We start from the raw sequence: 19,661 nt of genomic DNA, 5'->3' as shown, positions 1-19,661 counted from the left end.
GGGGCCGTCTTGCCGGCAGAAGGCACGAATAATGTTGGCGAGCTGCAGGCAAAGACGTCGCGCAGTCACAAAAGATTCTTGCTACGTTGGCCACCGCGACCTAAAGTCCATTTCATTCCGCTGATGATTGTCGTCTGGTGTCTGCCCGGCCGAGGGTCCGGGTGTTATCTCGTGACGACCAGGGCGGCGGATCCGAACGTTGTGGTAGAGCCGTAACCGACGCGGTGGCGGTGATCACCGCTGGTGGGCAGCAGCCGGACCGGTAGCGCATGTGCCTCGGTAGCTACTGTTGCGCCTGTTGCAGACCGCAAATGAAAAGAGAGGTTTTTCATGCGTCGCAACACATCTAATGTACTTCGGCTAGGGACAACACTGTCTTTAGCGTTGGCTGCGAGTGCAACGACTTGGGCTGCTCCTGTTCTCGTTTCCAGTACCCCCAGTCCGTTTGCCGGTTGCACAATCGGTGGACCTGGCACGAACTATGTGAACGCCGAGGTCGAACCGTGGCTGGCCGTCAATCCCGCCAACCCCGCAAACCTGATCGGGGTGTGGCAGCAGGATCGCTGGTCCAATGGTGGCGCCCATGGTCTGGTCGCCGGCTACTCTTTCAATGGCGGCCAGACGTGGAACCAGACGAACCTGCCATTTAGCGCGTGCGCCGACGGACTCGGGTACGAACGTGCTTCGGATCCCTGGGTCTCCATCGGGCCAGACGGCACCGCCTATACGGTATCCATTTCTTTTAACCAGTCCAACAACAACAATGCGGTGGCTGCGGCGGTCTCCACGAATGGCGGCATGACCTGGGGAAACCTGAGCGTACTCATCGCCAATAACGAGCCATCGACGCAGTTCTTCAACGACAAGGAGTCGGTGACAGCCAACCCGTTCAGGGCCGGTGTCGCATATGCGGTATGGGACCGGCTCGAGTCGCCGAATGGCAATCCGTACGCCAATCTGCACACAATGGCTTTCCGGGGGCCAACATTCTTCTCGAAGACTATCGATGGCGGGAAAACCTGGAGCTCACCTGCGATGATCGTCAAAGTCCCATCGCGACAACAGACCATCGGCAACCAAATTGTGGTCAACTCGCAGAATGGGACACTCTACGATTTCTTCAACCTGATCACGCCACCCTTCAGCGTGACGGCCAACAAGGTCGCGTTCATCAAGTCAACGGACGATGGCGCTACCTGGACGAAGCCGCAGATCATCGGCGACCTGAGAACCGTTGGCGTCACGGATCCCAATACGAACGAGCCTTTGCGTACCGGCGATATCATCCCCGAGCCGGCCATTGACCCGGCGACCGGCCAGCTCTACGTTGTCTGGCAAGATTCACGCTTCAACGGCGGCCAATTCGATGAGATCGCGCTGTCTACGTCTACCGACGGCGGCAAAACGTGGAGCACACCGATTCGCGTAAACAAGTCGACCGGGCGGGCGGCTTTCAATCCGTCCATTCGGGTCAACTCCGCCGGCACGGTGGCCGTCACCTACTACGATCTTCGCGACCTTCAGGCTGGGAACGTGACGACGTTGCCGACCAACATCTGGCGCACCACGTCGACCAACGGCGGACAAAGCTTTAGCGGCGAAGTGCAGGTTGCCGGTCCGTTTGACATGAGAACAGCCCCGAACGCGGAGGGTTTCTTCGTGGGTGACTATCAGGGGCTCGACGCCCGGGGAACGGCGTTTGTGCCGTTCTTTGTACAAACGAACTCGGGCAATACAGCTAATCGCACCGACGTATTCGCTGCACCGTAGTTCGTTCAGTCGTAGCTGAGTGAGGACCGGACCGCCCCGGAATGAGGCTCGCGCGTCCGGCCTCGGTGAAACACCGGCCTGCCCAATCGGTACTACGGTGTGACCGTACGTGCCAGATGGTACCTGCAAATCGCCCCCCTTCATCACAACCTCTCGCCAGCGAAAGCCGCGTTGAAGATCGCGCTACCGCTCCCCTATCTGGTGACTGCGTGCCAACGGCTGCCGAGCACGGATGACATGGCACGACAAGCCGGTTTCCCAAACAATTAATCGCCGTGGAAGCCAACTCGCATGTGAGCTGATGGCAGTGAGATGTCAGCCTGAGGCATCCCTCACCGCTTCAATCAGCCGACGCGCAATCGGCTCGCGGCGGAAGATAATGCAAAAATAAGTTGTAAATTACGCTACATCGACGTAGCTTACTTTACATGAATACCTTCACCACCTGGGCCGTACTGGTCCTGACTTTTCCTACTGAGAACGCGACCGCGCGCATGCGGGCGTGGCGGGCACTGAAAGCGAAGGGGTGCGCAGTCCTGCGAGATGGCATCTACCTGCTGCCCCACACCGCCGAGCGTGAAGACATGCTGCGCGAACTCGCAGGCAGCATCGACGAAGCCGGCGGCACCGCGCATCTGCTGCGCGCGCAAAGCCTCGACGCGTCGCAGGAAGCGGACTTCCGCGCACTATTCGATCGCAACGACGACTATGCGACCTTCGTCGCATCGCTGGGCGCCGCGCGCAAAACGCTGGGAGGCCTGCCACCGGCTGAAGTCATCCGGCTGTTGCGCCGCCTGCGCAAGGACTACGACGCGATCCGGACGATCGACTACTTTCCGGGTGCCGCGTCGACCGCCGGGGAGGTTGCCTGGGAAGATTTTCTGGCGCTCGCCGATACCGTCCTGTCGCCGGGTGAGCCGCATGCGGCCGAGCGGGCCGTCCGGCCCCTGCGGCGCGACGAGTATCGGGCCCGCACGTGGGCAACCCGGCAACGGCTATGGGTCGATCGCGTCGCGAGCGCATGGCTGATCCGCCGCTTCATCGACCCGACGGCGCACTTCCTCTGGCTGGCTTCGCCGGAGGCCTGCCCATCGGATGCACTCGGCTTCGACTTCGACGGCGCCGCCTTTACGCACGTGGGCGAGCGCGTGACGTTCGAGGTGCTGGTCGCGAGCTTCGGTCTCGATGACGACGCGGCGCTGCTTCGGCTCGGTGAAATGGTGCACGCACTCGATGTCGGCGGCGCACCGGTGCCCGAGGCGATCGGCTTCGAAGCGGTGATGGCCGGCGCGCGGCAACGCGCGTTGGACGACGATCAACTGCTCGATGAGATGGGACGCGTGCTGGATTCAATCTACGCACACTTTACGGCGAGCACAAAAAACAGCAACACAGGGGGCCGGTCATGACCACCGCGACGGGTGCCGCGCCGGGCTACAAGCTAGGCCAGATGATCCTTTACATGCTGCGGCTCGGCACCTTCGGTTTTGGCGGCCCGGTGGCGCTGGTCGGCTACATGCACCGCGACCTCGTCGAGCGCCGCGGCTGGATCAGCGAACAGGACTACAAGGAGGGGTTGGCGCTGGCTCAAATGATGCCGGGTCCTCTCGCCGCACAACTCGGCATTTACCTCGGCTACGTACATTACCGCGTCGTCGGTGCAACGGTGGCCGGTATCGCTTTTGTCCTGCCTTCGTTCCTGATGGTTGTGGCGCTCGGCTGGGCCTACGCCCAGTATGGCGGCCTCTCCTGGATGCAGGCAGTCTTCTACGGCGTGGGCGCCGCGGTGGTCGGAATCATTGCGATGAGCGCGTACAAACTGACCAGGAAGACCATCGGCAAGGACAGACTGCTGTGGGCGATATTCCTGACGCTCGCGGTCGTCACCGTTGTCACCGAGTCCGAAATCGCATGGCTGTTTATCGCGGGTGGCCTGCTCAACTGGTTCTGGCGGGCTCCGCCGAAATGGCTTGGCAAGGGCGGATTGAATGCGCTTGCCGTGACGCAGGCGCCGGGTGTGAGCGGCGTCCTCAGTGGTCTCGACTTGCCGCTGCTCGGCCAGGTCGGCGTTTTCTTCGCCAAGGCCGGCGCGTTCGTGTTCGGCTCGGGACTCGCGATCGTGCCGTTCCTCTACGGCGGCGTCGTGACCGAACACCACTGGCTTAACGACAAGCAGTTCGTCGATGCGGTGGCCGTCGCGATGATCACGCCGGGACCGGTCGTCATCACGGTCGGCTTCATCGGTTACCTGGTCGCGGGATTCCCGGGCGCCTGTGTCGCCGCGCTTGGGACCTTCCTGCCGTGTTACCTGTTCACCGTGCTGCCGGCGCCGTACTTCAAGAAATACGGCAGGTTACCTGCCGTCAAGGCGTTCGTTGATGGCATTACTGCCGCGGCCGTGGGCGCAATCACGGGCTCAGTCATTGTTATCGCGAGGCGCTCCATCGTCGACTGGCCGACCGTCGTGCTTGCCCTGGTGACGGTCGTGTTGCTCTGGCGCTTCAAGAAGCTGCAGGAGCCGGTGATCGTCGTTGCGGCTGCCCTGTTTGGTCTTGCTGTCTATCCGCTCATCAATTCGCACGCCATCTAACGGCATGCGTGCGCGCATTCTACGAGGAACGTAATCATGGCAACACGTCGTACCTTCCTGCACAACACCGCTGCGGTTGGCGCGGGAATCATGCTGGCCCAGGCACAAACCGTACGTGCCGCAGAAGAGCCCGGTTACACCGACAAGCTCACAGACGCGGACGGCAAGTATGCCGCCGGACCGCTGCCATTCGCCTACGACGCGCTTGAACCGGTCATCGACGCACGCACCGTTGAACTGCACTACAACTTTCACCATAAGCCTGCTGTGGTTGCCGCGAACAAGGCCGAAGACAGCCTCGCGAAAGCGCGGGACTCAAACGACTTCGCGCTGGTGAAGTTCTACGAGAAAGAACTTGCATTCCAGCTATCCAGCCACATCCTGCACACCATTTACTGGACCAGCATCTCGGGAAAAGGCGGTGAACCGACGGGCGATCTGGCAAAAGCAATCGGCAAAAATTTCGGCTCCTATGCGAAGTTCAGAGCACAACTGGTTGCCGCAACGATTGCAGTAGAAGCTTCCGGCTGGGGTATCGTTGGCTACCATCCCGCGACGGGCAAGCTCATGATCCTGCAATGCGAGAACCATCAGAAGCTCACCGCATGGGGCATTCAGCCCATCCTCGTCCTCGACGTGTTCGAGCACGCGTACTACCTGAAATACCAGAACCGACGCAACGATTATGTCAATCAGCTGTTTAGCCTCATCAACTGGGACAACGCGGCCATGCGGATGCAGGCAGCGTTGCCTGCGCGGAGGCTGACATGAACGGGATGACGCGTGAGGCTGGCGAAGACGACGACGATTGAACGAGCGCCGCTCGCGGATCCTTGTTGCAGGTGAAACACTCTGATGAAACTCGCATCGTGAATGCACTTTGGACTCGGCCTGCTGCTCGGTGGCTGCTTTCTGTCGCGTGCGCTATCGCTGCCGCGCTGGGGGGCGTGGTGTTCTCCGCGTCAGGTGCGGACGACGGCCTTGAAATGGGCGGCCTGCCATTGAAACAGCTCGCCGACGTTCCGCTGGGCGGACGGCCGACCCGACTCGACTACGCAAGCCTCGACCCGGACCGCCACCTGCTATTCATTGCTCATCTGGGCGACGGCGAGGTCATCGCGTTTGACACGCGCACGGCGCGCGTGATCGCCCGGATTCCAGACGTGGCCTCAGTGCATGGCGTGTTAGCGATTCCCGCAATGTCACGCGTGTATGCGTCAGCCACCGGTTCAAATGAGATCGTCGCGATCGACGAAGCCACGCTCAAGATCACCGCCCGCATGCCTGGCGGCAGCTACCCGGATGGCCTGGCCTACGCGCCCGATGCGCACAAACTCTATGTCTCCGACGAAACTGGCGAGACTGAGACGGTGATCGACATTCGCTCGAACACGCGGATTGCGACGATCCCGCTCGCCGGCGAGGTCGGCAATACCCAGTACGATCCGGTTTCCCGGCACATCTTTGTGAACGTGCAATCCCGGCAGCAACTGGTTGAAATCGACCCGGCTAACGACCGGGTCGTAGCGCGCATCGATGTGCCGGGCGCGCGGGGCAATCACGGACTGCTGATCGAACCGCAGCAACGGCTTGCTTTCATCGCCTGTGAAGGCAATCACAAGCTGCTGGTACTCGACATGCGCACGATGCGCGTCACGTCGTCCTTCGACGTCGGTCAGGATCCGGACGTCCTGGCCTTCGACCCGCAACTGCATCTGCTCTACGTCGCTGGCGAAGCCGGGATCGTCTCACTGTTCAAAGCCGACGCGGGCAAAGTGTCGAAGATCGGCGACGGCCGCATCGGCCCCAATGCGCACGTCGTCGCGGTGGACGACTCGACGCACCGCGCCTACTTCCCGCTCAGAAATGTTCACGGGCGTGCGACGTTGCGCATTATGGCGCCTCAAGACTGAGGCCGTGGCGCGCTCGTGGCGGTCAAATACTTCGGCGGATGGCGGAATCGCTCACTGCACCCGGAAAGACAGGCAAGCGGCGGTAAAGACAAGGGAGTCGGAATGCGTAGTGCCAACCCGACTGATCGCGAAGTGGTTCGCGCCTAAGTGACGTCCTGGATGCAGGCGAGTGCGGAGGATGAGATGAGTCAAACTGAAACGGCCAGGGTGGCCGTACTGTGGCGCGGTGATCGTGAGGCGCGCAAAAGTGCGACACCGAGGAATAATCGCTTTTATCGTATCTTCGAAGAACTGGCGGCGATCGGTATCCAGGCGCAACCCGCCGTCTATTCCGACGATATGGTTGACGAAGTGCGTGATCAACTCCTGAACGTTGATGGTGTACTGGTATGGGTCGATCCGATTCACGACGGGCAGACCCGCACAGTTCTCGACGCAATGTTGCGGGAGGTGGCGTCGCGCGGACCTTGGGTCAGCGCCCACCCTGACGTTATCCTGAAGATGGGCGTCAAGGAAGTTCTATATCGCACCAGGCATCTCGGCTGGGGAACGGATACCCATCTCTATCCCAACAGATCTGCGTTCCAGTCCGAGTTCCCACGCCGGCTAGAATCGGCAGGGCCGCGCGTGCTCAAACAGAATAGGGGAAATGGTGGTCAGGGGGTCTGGAAAGTCGAGCAAATCTCACCGCCGGGCGGCGATGCCGTATTGGTTCGAGTTCTGCATGCACGCCGTGGAAGCGTGCCGGAAGAGACAACGCTTCACGATTTCATGGCGCGCTGCGAAGCATACCTCACACCCGATGGTTGCATTGTCGATCAACCTTTTCAGTCACGCTTGCCCGACGGCATGATTCGCTGCTACATGGGAAGAGAGAAAGTTGTCGGGTTTGGACACCAGTTCATCAAGGCGCTGATACCGCCGCCACCCGAAGGGCCCGACTCTGACGCTGCACAGCCTGGCCCGCGCATCATGCACCCCGCCTCAGCGGAACCGTTCCAGGCGCTGAGGGCGAAAATGGAATTGGAATGGACGCCGCAGATGATGGACGTCCTGAAAATCGACATCGCTTCGCTGCCGATTATCTGGGATGCTGACTTTCTTTATGGGCCGCGTACCGAATCGGGCGAGGATACCTACGTACTCTGCGAGATCAACGTCAGCTCTGTTTTCGCCATACCAGACCAGGCACCGGCAGCCATTGCTCGCCTGGTGAAGGAATGTCTGCGTAAAAAATAGCCATCGAACTGCGTTCCAGCAGATGGCAGGCATGATTTGTGCGGCCAAAGTTGTCATCGAATTGCGCGGCAGGGCCGGACTCGCCGGGCAGCAAACGACCGCCAATCAGCCAATACCCGTATTCCCGAAGCGCGAAAGATGGAATAGACGCCCCCGCGGAATCGTTTAGACGACATACGAACCAACGGCAGACTTCGATGAGCACTCGACAACAGCACGTCATCCGTTCTGTCAGCGCAGGGCTGCTAGTTGCATCCGTTGCGTTGCTCGCTGGCTGCGGCGGCGGAGGAGGCGGTGGTAGCACAAGCAGCACGTCGATGATTTCGATCGCCGGCACGGCGGCAACTGGCAAGGCACTTGCGAATGCGACAATCAGCATCGACTGCGCGCGAGGCTCGATGTCAATCGCAGCAGATGCGAACGGAAACTACCACGCGACGTTCGGCGCAGCGTTGCCGTGCGTGATCACTGCGACTTCGGGCGGGACGATGCTGCATTCCGCGGCGTTTGCGGGCGGCACGTACAACGTCACGCCGGAGACGGATCTGTTGCTGTCGTATCTGGCGGCGCAACTCGGTACGAATGAAAGCGCGCTCATCGCCGGCTTTGCGGCGAACACGCATTTTCAGCAGACGCTGCAGAATCAGACCGACGTTCTGACTGCGCAGGCCGCTGTCGTACAGAATCTGCAGCAAAAGTACAGCGTTACGCTTTCCACCCCCAATTTTCTGACCACCGCATTCACTGTCGGCCAACCAGGCGAGGACAACGATCTCGAAGCGCTCCTCGCTCTCGGCGCAATCGACGCCAACGGCGAACCGGACGCAGTCGCCGTCACACTTATGGCCATGATGGGAGCCGCACATCCGATTGCGACATCGCCAGGTGCCAGCACAAGCGGGACCGGTGGGGCCGGCGTGGGTGGCACTGGGAGCATGGGCGGCATGATGTGAGACGACAACACAGATGATGCCCGTGGATCGCCATTCGACGCATCTGAAACCATGGGTCTTGTCACGCCGTACGCATGGCGGTTCGTGAGATCGCGATGCGGCAGAGGTGACCGATACACGCTCAACCTGCAGCACCCGCTCATCGGTCAGAGCAGTTCCGTGGCGAAGTCCCCCGCGGAATGGCTGCGGCCGTAACCGGGAGAACGCGGACGAAACAGGGCGGTGAACTCCTCTGCAGGCAGAGGCCGCGAAAAAAGATAACCCTGTCCAGCCTGGCAGGACCATTCCCGAAGGAGCCTTGCCTGGTCGCTCGTTTCAATGCCCTCCGCCGTGACGGACAGTCCAAGCGACTGCGCCATGGAAATGATGGCTCGAACGATTGCGTCGTCCTCGGCACTCGTGCCAATGCCCTGAACAAAGGATCGGTCGATCTTCAGCACATCCAGCGGCAGCTTGCGAAGATAACTCAGCGATGAGTAGCCTGTACCAAAGTCGTCGATTGCGATCGTTACACCAAAATCTTTCAGTTTTCGGAGCGTCTCGATGCTCTTTGCCGTGTCCCGCATGATCAGGCCCTCTGTGACCTCTAGTTTCAGCGAGGCAGCGCCGATGTGAGCACTGGACAGCGCCGCAGCCACGTCGGCAACGAGGTTGGGATCATCGAACTGCCGAGACGAGAGATTGACGCTGATCTGCAGTGACGGCTCTGTTGGGAACTCCCGCTGCCAGCGGGCGACTTGCTGGCAAGCCTCTTCCAGTACGTATCGTCCGAGCGGAATGATCAGGCCGCTTTCTTCTGCAATCGCAATGAACTCGGACGGCGGCAACAAACCTCGCGTGGGGTGCTGCCACCTCACGAGCGCTTCCATTTCCCGGCACCCTGCCGACTGAAGCTGCATGATGGGCTGAAAATACACGCGTAATTCGCGATGCTCGATCGCGTAACGCAGGTCCGTTTCAATCTCCAGCTTTTTGACTGCTTCAGCGTGCATGTTCTCTTCGAAAACCACGTAGCGGCCCTTTCCGCCGTTCTTGGCCCGGTACATGGCGACGTCGGCGTCCCGCAACAACGTGTCAGCATCGCCGCGGCCGCAGCCAGCTTGTGCGAATGCCAGCCCGACGCTCGCGCTGACGATGTACTGTTTGTGGTCGAGATCGAACGGTTGACTGAATTGCGCAAGAATGTTGTCCGCGACCAGGGTCCCTTCGCTCGTCGCTTCACTGCCCAGGTGTTCCAGCAGGATGACGAACTCGTCCCCACCCAGCCGCGCGACGGTGTCGGTCGGGCGAACGCATCCTTCGAGGCGCTTGGCCGCTGCGATCAGCAGCCGGTCTCCCACGTGATGCCCGAGACTGTCGTTCACCCGCTTGAAGTTGTCCAGGTCGATGAAAACGACGCCGATCATCGCGTTACGTTGACGCGCGCGTGCTTCGGCCTGGCTAATGCGATCCAGCAGCAGTGCGCGGTTCGGTAGCGAGGTGAGCGTATCGTAGAACGCCCGTCGCGCGAGTTGCTCTTCGAAGTTCTTTCTTTCGGTGGTGTCGCTCGCTGTCGCCACGATTGCGCCGACAGCCGGTTCGTCGAGCAGATTCGTCAAGGTAAGTTGAATATAGCGCCACGCATCGCCCTCGCCTCGAGTACGGACCTCGATGGATTTCGTGGATTGAGCCGTCGACGACACGGTCTCCAACAGTCCCTGCAGCGTGGGACGGTCAGTGGGATGGATCGGATCGAGCAGACTGGTGCCGACGAGCTGGCCCATGTTGTTCAAGGGATCCGGTCTTCGCGTCGGCGCCTCGTAGGTCACCGTCCCGTCGACGTCGGAAACGAGTATCGCATCCGACGTGTTGGCCACAAGCGCCTGAAGCCTCTGTTCGCTCGTGCGCAGCGCGTCCTGGGCCGCCGCATCGGCGTTCTTGCGAATACGCCGCAGCATCTGAAGAAACAGCAGCGTGAGCCCCACGCCGATCGCCAGGACCACAGGGGTCGATATCAGGACGATCCGTTGCACGGCAACGAGCCGGTCGAGTTGCATCGTCGCATCGTCGCGGTGCCGTGCCGCTGCTGCGAGGACTTTTTGCTCGATACCGTCAAAGAGCGGATCGGCCGAATCCTTGTCGATCTCATTGGCTCTTGCGATGTCGTGATCGTCGACGGCCTTGAACATCGGCTTGGCGAACGATTGATACTTCGCGTGCTTCTCCAGCAGGCCGAGCAGCATCGTGCTGCTGCCAGGTTCAAGTGCCATCGCCTTCTTCAGCGCCGCATCAAGTGCCTGGCCGGCCTCGCGGTGCTCGCGTAGAACCTCCGGACGTGGGTCCAGGAAGTACTTGCGTTCGGCCGATTCCTCCCAGGCGACGCAGTAGCGGGCTTCCTCGAACGCTTTATCCGCCTCGTTGGCAGCTTGCGCGGCGAAACCCGCGCTCAAGCTTTCATAGGCGCCCCAGAAGGCCAGAAGCGGCACGCTCAACAGAACGAGCACGAGACCAAATATTGCGGTGCGCCGCGCGGGGTGCACGTTCAACGGCGTCTGCTCAACCTGGTCTGCTCCTGCGTTGCGTCGCCACAGGTATCGACGCCTTGGGCTACCTTTCTGTCTGGCCACGATTGCTCCGATGTGGAACAGCACGTCGACGGGGTGATCTGTTCGAGCAGATTGGGCAGAAGGAAACTGGAGAGGTCAGTCTGCCCGTAGACGACGTGCGCATCCGGAAGTCGTGGCCCAAAGCATGGCTCGGTTCGTTGGTTGACCCCGAACCGTGTAATTGACGAACGACTCCGATCCCGGTCCACGTTTTGTTGGACCACCGCTTGTTAACGGCACGCTCTGGTCTTTCTAAAGGTCTCGCGCGGGTGGATTGCAATGGCTGGCGTGTCGTCCGCCTGGAGCCTCCCCACATTACAGATCATCGGCCGAAAGCATTATCCGCTCGCCGCTGCCAGGTAACGCTTTCTTCGCAACCGCGTTCAGGAGTCGGCGCTTGCCAAGTTCAAAGGCGAGCATCAATTGTTTCGGGGTCTCGTTCGCAGCGCCGAGTTTTTCGCAAACCACCTCAGCGGGCAACTCAAAGGCACTGTATCCCCAGCCGAAGCCATACGCCGAAAACCACACAGCCGCTTCCGCGGAAAGGATGGGTGCCGTGAGGTTGGTACCGGGTTTATCCATGGCTGTCACCGTCCTGTCCGATCAGAGCAAGCCTGAATTTTCGCACAGTCAGCGACTGGCCGGGACGCCTCGGCGACAGGCGGCAACCATCCGTGAAGGGGCAGCCGCTTTGATACGCCGCCAGAACGCGGCAAATTTGCGCGGTTCGTAGCATGCGGCGCGGGTATGGCGTCGTAGTGGATGCGCGCAATCGCTGCGTCCGGATGGCGCTAATCAAGATGCAACACCTCGAACATCAGGAATCGATCTACCCAGTGGGTTTATGATCAATCAGTTCGCTTATATGAAGTAGTCCTATCTACTTTACATCGGGTAGCGCGAAAAAAAGACGTCGTGAAAACCTTGGACTTCATTCCCGGCTTGCTCATCGTCGCCTTCGGCGCTTGCGGCATCATGCCAAGTTCGTTTTTCCGCGACGCGCTGATCGAGCAGAGCATGCAGGATTAATGATGCAGAGGGATTATGTTGATCTCAAAACGGTCGATTAGTTAGACGATCGGTTGCAATAAATGATCTGATGAAACACGATGTGAAGCGCTTTATTGAATTCATACTCTTCCATCACGACTACAGATTTACCAGGCGTGTACGTCAATTTATATTAATAATACGAAACACGCGTAAATGTTGCTTGCTTCGGTCAAGTTATCGCCATCCCTCAGATAAAAATAAAGATCTGCCTTTTCCGCGTACAGATGGGGGCAGCTCTTCCGTTTTCCCTCGTTTCGGAAAACTCTCGGACGCGTACTGCGGACGATTCTTCGAATTATTACTTATCGTTACCAGCCGCCACCACGTTACGCAAATGAAACGTTTATAATTCCTCTGCCGAAACAGCCCGTAACTAATGCCGAGCGCGTGCTGGCGTTCTGCCGATCCAGTAGGAATTGCATGGACAGGCGCGGCGCCGGGTAAACCCTTCCTTTAGGCGAAACGGGTTGGCGATCGAACCGGGTTGTCAAGAGTGAAGAATGACGGATTTGGCCAAGCTGTCAGGTGTCCTCAATTTCCTGATTGCTTGTGTTGAGCGAATGTCTGTTTGTCACATATAGGGTGCGCTGGACTGCCAGCGCGATCCTTACCAAGTGTTGCTGTCGCGTCGTCTGCATGTCATGACCCCTTGTGCCGGTTTTTTGGCCGTGCGCTCGAAGGTTCGTTTGAAGCTAGCTGGGAAGTCGACTGAGCCCTTCATGCATTGGGTGCCTGCGGTCGACGCTACATGCTGCGCTTGATGCCCGGCGTTGCAGATCCAAGGGTGTAGTCACTGGTAGCGCTTTGCATAGTGAAACTTTCGAAGTAATTAGTAAGGAATACGTAATATTAGTGTGCTTCGCCGGTACCGCATCGAAATGTTGAACTCGCTGTCGTCTGACAGCGGTCAGCGCAGCTTCGAATATCCAACGGTATCTGCTGCCGGGTAACGGCACATCGAAGCACCAGCTTCATCAGCAATGAACGCAATCAGCGCGTTCTCAGGTTCACCTCTCTCTGTACTCAACAACGCCAAGGCCGGACGACGTTGATCGATCTTGCTGCCTCCTCGGGGAAAACCTGCTTTTAGCGATACATGCGGATAATGATGAGATATTTGAAATTACTAGGGATTGCATCAGCAACGATGTTGGCATCGTTTGGTGCGGAAAACGCGCAGGCTCAGGCCAGCACGATCACCGTCGCAGGCCAGCAATACAAGTTGTGCGGAGTAGAGAATGGCAATTGCTCATTCCTCGGAACAGGCTCGGTGGTGTTCGGTGCGGTTCCGCCTGACGCGCCATCGGCGATGTTGACAACGCCGCGTACCTTTAGCAACGGAGTCGGTTGCTATGTCGGCGCGGTTTCGCAGGCAGATCCCGCATTCGGCTACGGCAAGGCATGCTGGGTCAGAGCGGTTGCCGGCACCCCGACTCCAACCCCGACCCCGGCTCCGACACCAACCCCGACACCAACCCCAACCCCGGCTCCGGCTCCGACTCCGACTCCGACTCCGACTCCAACCCCAACCCCGGCTCCGGCTCCGACACCAACTCCGACACCGACTCCGACTCCGACTCCGACACCGACCCCGACCCCGACTCCGACTCCCGGCAGTTCGACCATGTCGTGCAGCGCACCGACACAAACAGCTGGCGGAAATGCCAGCGGGTCGATCAGCGCCGACACCCCCACCACCGACGGCTTGCGCGTTTTCCAGAACAACGCACCGTTCAAGCTGGCGATTACGACGAACGCACCGAGCGCGGATACGGTCGTCTGGTCTGTCGCGGACTCGAATGGCGCGATCAAGACGCAAGGAAGTTTTGCGGTTAAATCCGGCGTGCAAACCAGCACGATTCCGTGCACCTCGACGTGGTCCGGCTATGGCGCGCTTACCGCGACGCTGCGCTCGAGTGGCGGCACGTTGCCGAGCACCGGCACGCGTCCGATGGGCATTGCAACGTTCGGTGTGTTGCCGAACCTCGCGCCCGTGCTCGGCACCGTGATCTACGCGCATCAGGATCAGCACCGCTTCGGCATGCAAGGCTTCAACGGCAATATCGCCGCGCTGCACGCACTCGGCATCTCGTGGACGATCGACGACCGTCAGCAGTCGACGATGGAGCCCAACGGTCCCAACTCGTACACGCCGAACGTGAACGACCTCGATCCGTTCTACAAGGCCAATCCTGATCAGATGCGCATTGTGCGTCTTGATGGCCTGCCTGCCTGGGATTCGAAGACGGGCCAGTTCAACGACAGCTACTATGCACCGTCGAACATGCCTGAGTTCCAGAGCTTCATGGCCAAGGTCGGTACCGATACGAGCCTGATCCGTGCCGCAAACTACCCGAACCAGCAAAAGAACTACTACCAGGTGACGTGGGAGCCGAGCCTCGGCTGGGCCGATAGCGACGCGAACTTCGTCGCCATGTACAAGGCGGCTTACCAAGGCATTCATTCGACCGATCCGAATGCCGTCGTGATGGGCACCGGCAACCCGTTCGCGTCGAATTGCGGCACCTGTACAACCGGCTATCTGCAGAAGTTCGGTGCGCTGGGCCTGTGGAATTACATTGATGCAGTCTCAACGCATGGCTACTGGAATGCGGGCACCTTTCCGGCTCATCCGCCTGAATTGCAGGACTCCGATCCGGATCCGGCGAACCAGGCAAACGCGCTCGACAACCAGATGACGCAGTTGCGCTCGGTGATGCAGGCGGGCAAGCCGAACATGAAGCTCTTCTTCACCGAAGCAGGTACGAGCTACGATCCGGGTCTTAACTACGGTCCCACGGTGCCGTCGCAGAACCAGTTGTTTGCTCATGCCGCGGTTGGCGTGCGATCGCACATTATCGTGCTTGGCGGTGGCGCACAGTTGACGACGCTTTTCTATGGTCCTGACTATCCGGGCGAAGTGGGATACGGCTCATTCTTCGACCTGAACGACGCACAAGGCGCGTTCGGCGCAACGAACCTCTCGCCGAAGCCCGAAGCGATGGCCTTCGCCACGATGACCCGTGCCCTCGACGGCACGAATACCTTGGGCCGGGTCACAGGTACGCCGTCCGGAACCTTTGCGTATGCGTTCCAGCAACTCGGCAACGGCAAGGTGGTGACCGCTGCGTGGGCGCACAACAATGCGCAGTGGCCTGCGAGCAATGGGCTGTATAGCCAGACGTACTCGACCACCTATTCGCTTCAGGTCGACAACGCCGGCACGTCAGGCAATGTGACGAAGATCGACGGTTACGGCAATACCAGCACGGTTGCCTATACCAACGGTAAAGTCACGCTGACCCTTACCGAGGTGCCGCAGTACATCGTGTCGAGCAACGCGACGGTCGCCAAGGCCAATGCGACTGTTCCGCTCGGCTATACGGGGCAGTAAGCACTGGAGACTATCGACGCGCCGCCGAAAGAATAGCGGCGCGTCGATAAGCCTTTTAACCGGCAGAACTGCCGTGTCTGATTGTCGTGATGACGCGAGTTATCTCTGGCCTTCCACAGAGGCCATTCGAAAGACCGAAATGCCCTCCATAGGGTCCAGTGTTTCGCGCCAGGGCGCCCGCTCCAGCAAGCGGGTCGTGTCTTCATAACCGGCGGCCCAGCGCTGCTCGATGCCATTCGACGAAAAGTCGATATCCTTGTTCAAGTCGTCGTTATTGAATGCCGGCGCATCGAGTTCCAATACCTGCATCGTCGTGCCACAGCCCCAGCCCATGAGCTGCTGAACCTCCGGCGTATCGCGTTTCTCTTCGGGGATGTATTGGCTGAGTTCGCGAATCACGTGACGCAGCCGGTGAATCTGCTTCTGCCGGTCGAGGTGGCTTTCCGCGCGACTCGAATACTGAATGTCGCGCTGCCGGCTCATGACCTGCAAGATAGATTCGGGTTCCGGACCGCTCGAGGGCCACAGCTGCACCGCAAAAATCACCGAGCTGCGCCGCGGACGGTCGTCGAGCACAGCCTCGAGCGGCGTGTTCGAGTAGATGCCGCCGTCCCAGTAGGATTCGCCTTCCAGTCGCACCGAAGGAAAGCCAGGTGGAAAAGCCGCGGATGCCATCACGTGTTCGACGTCCATCGGCGCGTCGCGATTGGTGAAATACCGCATACGTCCGCTGCAGACGTTGACCGTGCCGACAGTCAATCGCGTCATCTTCCGATTCAGGTAATCGAAATCGACCAGTGAAGACAAGGTTTCACGCAGTGGCCCCGTCGAATAGAATGCCGCCCGGTCGGCGCCAACGTGCGCTTGAATACTTGCCCAGGACGCCAGCTGTGGTGTGAAGAACGACGGCACGCCTCGAGTGACGATCGCCAGGTCGCGCGCCCAGTTTGCGAGTCCCGGCCAACAGCTTGCCGCATCGACGCCATGACGCGCCACGCCGTTCCAGAACTGGGTTAATCGCGCAATGCGGTTCTCGGGCGGATTGCCGGCGATGATCGCGCCGTTTATCGCGCCGATCGACGTGCCGATCACCCAGTCGGGTTTGACTTTGCCGTCATGCATCGCCTGATAGACACCCGCCTGGTACGCGCCGAGGGCACCGCCTCCCTGAAAGACCAGCACAACCTGACCGGGAATGTCCGGTGCGGCCTCCGACCGGCCGGCCGCGTTAGCGTCGCGTTCGCCGTGCGTCTTGTTGCCCATATCAGGTCTCCCGGACGAATGCTGCCGTGCCGCTGATTTTGCCACGGGCACGGTTGGCGTGGCGTGAAAGCCGATTTTGTGGAGAGTGCGCCGCGTGGTCGGCGCGCCAGGCAACGAAACGCATCCGCTCAGTGAAGTGCTCCCTCGGCAATCCCGGCCAGCGCACAGAGCACGACGACAGCAAGCGGTGGAATCTTCCACCGCGTCAGCAGGAAAAAACACACACCTGCGATGGCAAAGTCGAGTTCCGAGAGAACCGCGCTGGTCCAGACCGGCGAGTACAGCGCGGTCGCCAGGAGTCCGACGACCGCGGCATTCACGCCGGCAAGCAGCGCAGCCATCGACGGGCGGGCACGCAGCGCTTGCCAGTACGGCAGCGCCGCAAGCACGAGAAGCAGACCTGGCAGGAAGATGCCTGCGGTGGCGAGCAACGCACCGGTCCAGTGATTCGGCGCTTCGGCCATCGTCCAGCCGAGAAATGCAGCGAACGTGAACAGGGGCCCCGGGACCGCCTGCGCGGCACCGTAGCCCGCGAGAAAATCATTCGACGAGACCCAGCCGGTCGCGACGGTTTGCTGTTGCAGAAGCGGGAGCACGACGTGTCCCCCACCAAACACCAGAGCGCCCGACCGGTAGAACGCCTCGAAGACCTTGACGGCCTGGCCCGCGTGGAGTCCGACCAGCGCCGGAAGCCCGAACAGCAGGACACAAAAGAGGATCAACGCGATGACACCCACCGTGCGGGAAACGCGGAATTCGTGAGCGTCTTGCGCCGCGCGACCGGTGTCTGACGATGTCGTTGTCCGGCACAACGCGAGTCCGAGCACCGCACCGAGGCCGATAACGACGAGTTGCGCATAAACGGTGGTCAGCATGCTGAGTACGGCAATGGCGATGAGCGCGATGGCAGCCCGGCGGTGATCTGGACACAGGCGCCGCGCCATGTCCCAAACCGCTTGGGCGACAATAGCGACCGCGACGAGCTTCAGGCCATGGACCAGGCCGCCGCCGACCGGGCCGCCGAGACGCGGGGCGATGGCCGCAAAGCCGATTAGCAACAGGACTGAAGGCAGCGTGAAGCCGCACCAGGCCGCGAGTCCCCCAAGCCACCCTGCGCGCAAAAGTCCGATCGAGAATCCCACCTGGCTGCTGGCCGGTCCCGGAAGGAACTGACAGAGCGCGACCAGATCAGTGAACGTTTCGTCGTCCAGCCAGCGGCGGCGCTCGACGAACTCGCGCCGGAAGTAACCCAGATGGGCGACGGGACCGCCGAAGCACGTCAGCCCCAGCTTGAGAAAGACCGCAAGAACCTTCGGCGCGTGACCCAACCGGGTCGAGTGCGGTGAGGCGATACCCGTTTCCATAAATTGCCAGTTTTCCAGATTGAGAAGATCAGCACATCCGCATGATCCGACGGTTACCCGACTTCGAACAGCTCGCCGAAAAATTCACGAACCTCGTGCTTCGCCGCGATCAAGACCCGGCGCCCCGGCGCGGCGATGCGATGCGATGCGATCGCGACAGACGTGGCGGCCGCTTCCACCCGAGCGTTCTACCACGGATTTCAGATTCCCCTCCAGTCTTCAGCAGCAGTAGAACATCCGCCCCGCTCAGGTAAAGGCCCTTCGCAAAAGTCAGGATCATCGGACCATCCTGGAGCGCCCCGCGATAGTCCGATTCAATTGGCATCCAGACTGCCATCGTCCTGTAATGGGTGTACCCGACCATTCCTGAGGCATAGGGGCGAGCGGGGACGATGCCGAAAAGTCCGCCGACGCACGCGCCCTCTCCGGGACTCTTCACTTGGCGACGCTTGCTCAGATGTCCCATAACAACTCAAAGGGAGATTGTCGTGAGACCATTGCCAATATTGATTGCCGGCCTGACTGGCGGGCTTTTCGTCCTCGCCGCCCACGCCATCGATATCACCGGCGCCGGCAGCACCTTCGCTGCTCCCCTTTACACCAAATGGGCCACCGGATACCGGAAGTCTGGAGGAGGCAAGGTGAGCTATCACGCCATTGGCTCGTCCGAAGGTATCAAACAACTCCTGGCAAATGAGGTCGACTTCGCGGGGTCGGACGCACCGCTCACGGACGATGAACTGAGAAAGGGCGGGTTACAGCAGTTCCCGACGGCTATCGGCGGTGTGGTGCCGGTCGTCAACCTGCCGGGCATCAAGCCGGGTGAGTTGACGCTGTCGGGTCCGGTACTTGCCGACATCTTCCTCGGCAAGATCCGGTTCTGGGACGACGCCGCGATTGCTCAGCTCAATCCGAAGGTCAAAATGCCTGACACCCCCATTGCCGTGGTGCACCGTCAGGATGGTTCCGGCACCAGCCTCATCTGGACGCACTACCTGGCGCAGGTCAATCCCGAGTGGAAACACAAGGTCGGTGAGGGCACCAGCGTGCACTGGCCCCTTGGTATTGCCGGGAGGGGGAATGAAGGTGTCGCCACTTTCGTCGGATACCTGCCCGGCGCCATCGGCTACGTCGCATGGGACTTTACCAAGCAGAATCACCTGACGTACACGGCCATGAAGAATGCGTCAGGCACCAGCGTCGAGCCTGGCCCGCGAACATTCCAGGCGGCTGCCGCCGGTGCCGATTGGTCAAGGTCGCCCTATCGGATCCTGACCAACCAACCGGGCAACGACGCGTGGCCGGTTACGGGCGCCACTTACGTGCTGCTGAACACGACGCGGGACAAGCCGGATCACAGCGAAGAAACGCTGAAGTTCTTCGACTGGGCATTCACGAATGGTGTACAGACAGCGCAAGACCTGGACTACATCCCATTGCCCGACTCCGTTGTGACGGAGACCCGCTCACAATGGCATGCCAAAGCAGCGGATGACGCGGTGCGCAAGCCAGTTCTCGGGCAATGATTCGATAGCCT

The 19,661-nt window shown here is 60.3% G+C and carries 14 protein-coding genes and 1 pseudogene; 9 read left to right on the top strand and 6 right to left on the bottom strand.

What is annotated here, in order from left to right:
* Positions 1-330 precede the first annotated feature (330 nt).
* From SB772_RS23325 to SB772_RS23300, 6 genes are all read left to right on the top strand, one after another.
* A complete protein-coding gene (locus SB772_RS23325; protein WP_410835560.1) occupies positions 331-1,770 on the top strand; it encodes a sialidase family protein in 1,440 nt (479 codons plus the stop codon).
* Positions 1,771-2,198: 428 nt separating this feature from the next.
* The gene (locus SB772_RS23320; protein ID WP_410835559.1) at positions 2,199-3,179 is read left to right on the top strand and encodes a chromate resistance protein ChrB domain-containing protein; all 981 of its coding nucleotides are present in this window, start codon (positions 2,199-2,201) and stop codon (positions 3,177-3,179) included.
* Complete coding sequence (locus SB772_RS23315; RefSeq protein ID WP_410835558.1) at positions 3,176-4,360, top strand: chromate transporter; 1,185 nt, start codon at positions 3,176-3,178, stop codon at positions 4,358-4,360. Before SB772_RS23320 ends, SB772_RS23315 begins: the two co-directional genes overlap by 4 nt.
* 36 nt (positions 4,361-4,396) lie before the next feature.
* Complete coding sequence (locus SB772_RS23310; protein ID WP_410835557.1) at positions 4,397-5,131, top strand: superoxide dismutase; 735 nt, start codon at positions 4,397-4,399, stop codon at positions 5,129-5,131.
* A 98-nt stretch (positions 5,132-5,229) separates the two neighbouring features.
* Positions 5,230-6,273, top strand: a complete 1,044-nt coding sequence (locus SB772_RS23305; RefSeq protein WP_410835556.1) for a hypothetical protein — start codon at positions 5,230-5,232, stop codon at positions 6,271-6,273.
* A gap of 183 nt (positions 6,274-6,456) precedes the next feature.
* Complete coding sequence (locus SB772_RS23300) at positions 6,457-7,512, top strand: Cj0069 family protein (RefSeq protein ID WP_410835555.1); 1,056 nt, start codon at positions 6,457-6,459, stop codon at positions 7,510-7,512.
* A 58-nt stretch (positions 7,513-7,570) separates the two neighbouring features.
* On the opposite strand, the pseudogene SB772_RS23295 reads toward SB772_RS23300, so the two are convergent.
* A pseudogene (locus tag SB772_RS23295) lies at positions 7,571-7,696 on the bottom strand (anti-sigma factor); the annotation flags it as partial.
* 13 nt (positions 7,697-7,709) lie between these two features.
* Here SB772_RS23295 and SB772_RS23290 point away from each other — a divergent pair.
* Complete coding sequence (locus SB772_RS23290; protein WP_410835554.1) at positions 7,710-8,465, top strand: hypothetical protein; 756 nt, start codon at positions 7,710-7,712, stop codon at positions 8,463-8,465.
* Between the two features lie 146 nt (positions 8,466-8,611).
* Here the strand turns inward: SB772_RS23290 and SB772_RS23285 are convergent, their stop codons facing one another.
* Complete coding sequence (locus SB772_RS23285) at positions 8,612-11,095, bottom strand: putative bifunctional diguanylate cyclase/phosphodiesterase (protein ID WP_410835553.1); 2,484 nt, start codon at positions 11,093-11,095, stop codon at positions 8,612-8,614.
* 270 nt (positions 11,096-11,365) lie between these two features.
* The gene (locus SB772_RS23280; RefSeq protein ID WP_410835552.1) at positions 11,366-11,632 is read right to left on the bottom strand and encodes a hypothetical protein; all 267 of its coding nucleotides are present in this window, start codon (positions 11,630-11,632) and stop codon (positions 11,366-11,368) included.
* A 1,576-nt stretch (positions 11,633-13,208) separates the two neighbouring features.
* Between SB772_RS23280 and SB772_RS23275 the strand changes: the two genes are divergently transcribed.
* Positions 13,209-15,497, top strand: coding sequence for a hypothetical protein (locus SB772_RS23275; RefSeq protein WP_410835551.1), 2,289 nt, complete (start codon positions 13,209-13,211; stop codon positions 15,495-15,497).
* A gap of 99 nt (positions 15,498-15,596) precedes the next feature.
* Here the strand turns inward: SB772_RS23275 and SB772_RS23270 are convergent, their stop codons facing one another.
* The 3 genes from SB772_RS23270 to SB772_RS23260 form a co-directional block, all read right to left on the bottom strand.
* Positions 15,597-16,760 (bottom strand): patatin-like phospholipase family protein, encoded by a 1,164-nt coding sequence (locus SB772_RS23270; protein WP_410835550.1) that lies wholly within the window; start codon positions 16,758-16,760, stop codon positions 15,597-15,599.
* 128 nt (positions 16,761-16,888) lie between these two features.
* Complete coding sequence (chrA, locus tag SB772_RS23265; protein ID WP_410835549.1) at positions 16,889-18,124, bottom strand: chromate efflux transporter; 1,236 nt, start codon at positions 18,122-18,124, stop codon at positions 16,889-16,891.
* A 53-nt stretch (positions 18,125-18,177) separates the two neighbouring features.
* Entirely contained in the window at positions 18,178-18,303 is a 126-nt protein-coding gene (locus SB772_RS23260) for a hypothetical protein (RefSeq protein WP_410835548.1), read from the bottom strand.
* Between the two features lie 309 nt (positions 18,304-18,612).
* Between SB772_RS23260 and pstS the strand changes: the two genes are divergently transcribed.
* Entirely contained in the window at positions 18,613-19,650 is a 1,038-nt protein-coding gene (pstS, locus tag SB772_RS23255) for a phosphate ABC transporter substrate-binding protein PstS (RefSeq protein WP_410835547.1), read from the top strand.
* Positions 19,651-19,661 lie beyond the last annotated feature (11 nt).

Source organism: Paraburkholderia sp. SIMBA_030, assembly GCF_046535245.1.
GTDB lineage: Bacteria > Pseudomonadota > Gammaproteobacteria > Burkholderiales > Burkholderiaceae > Paraburkholderia.
The sequence above is the reverse complement of the archived record's forward strand: the minus strand, read 5'-3'. Positions and strand labels throughout refer to the sequence as shown.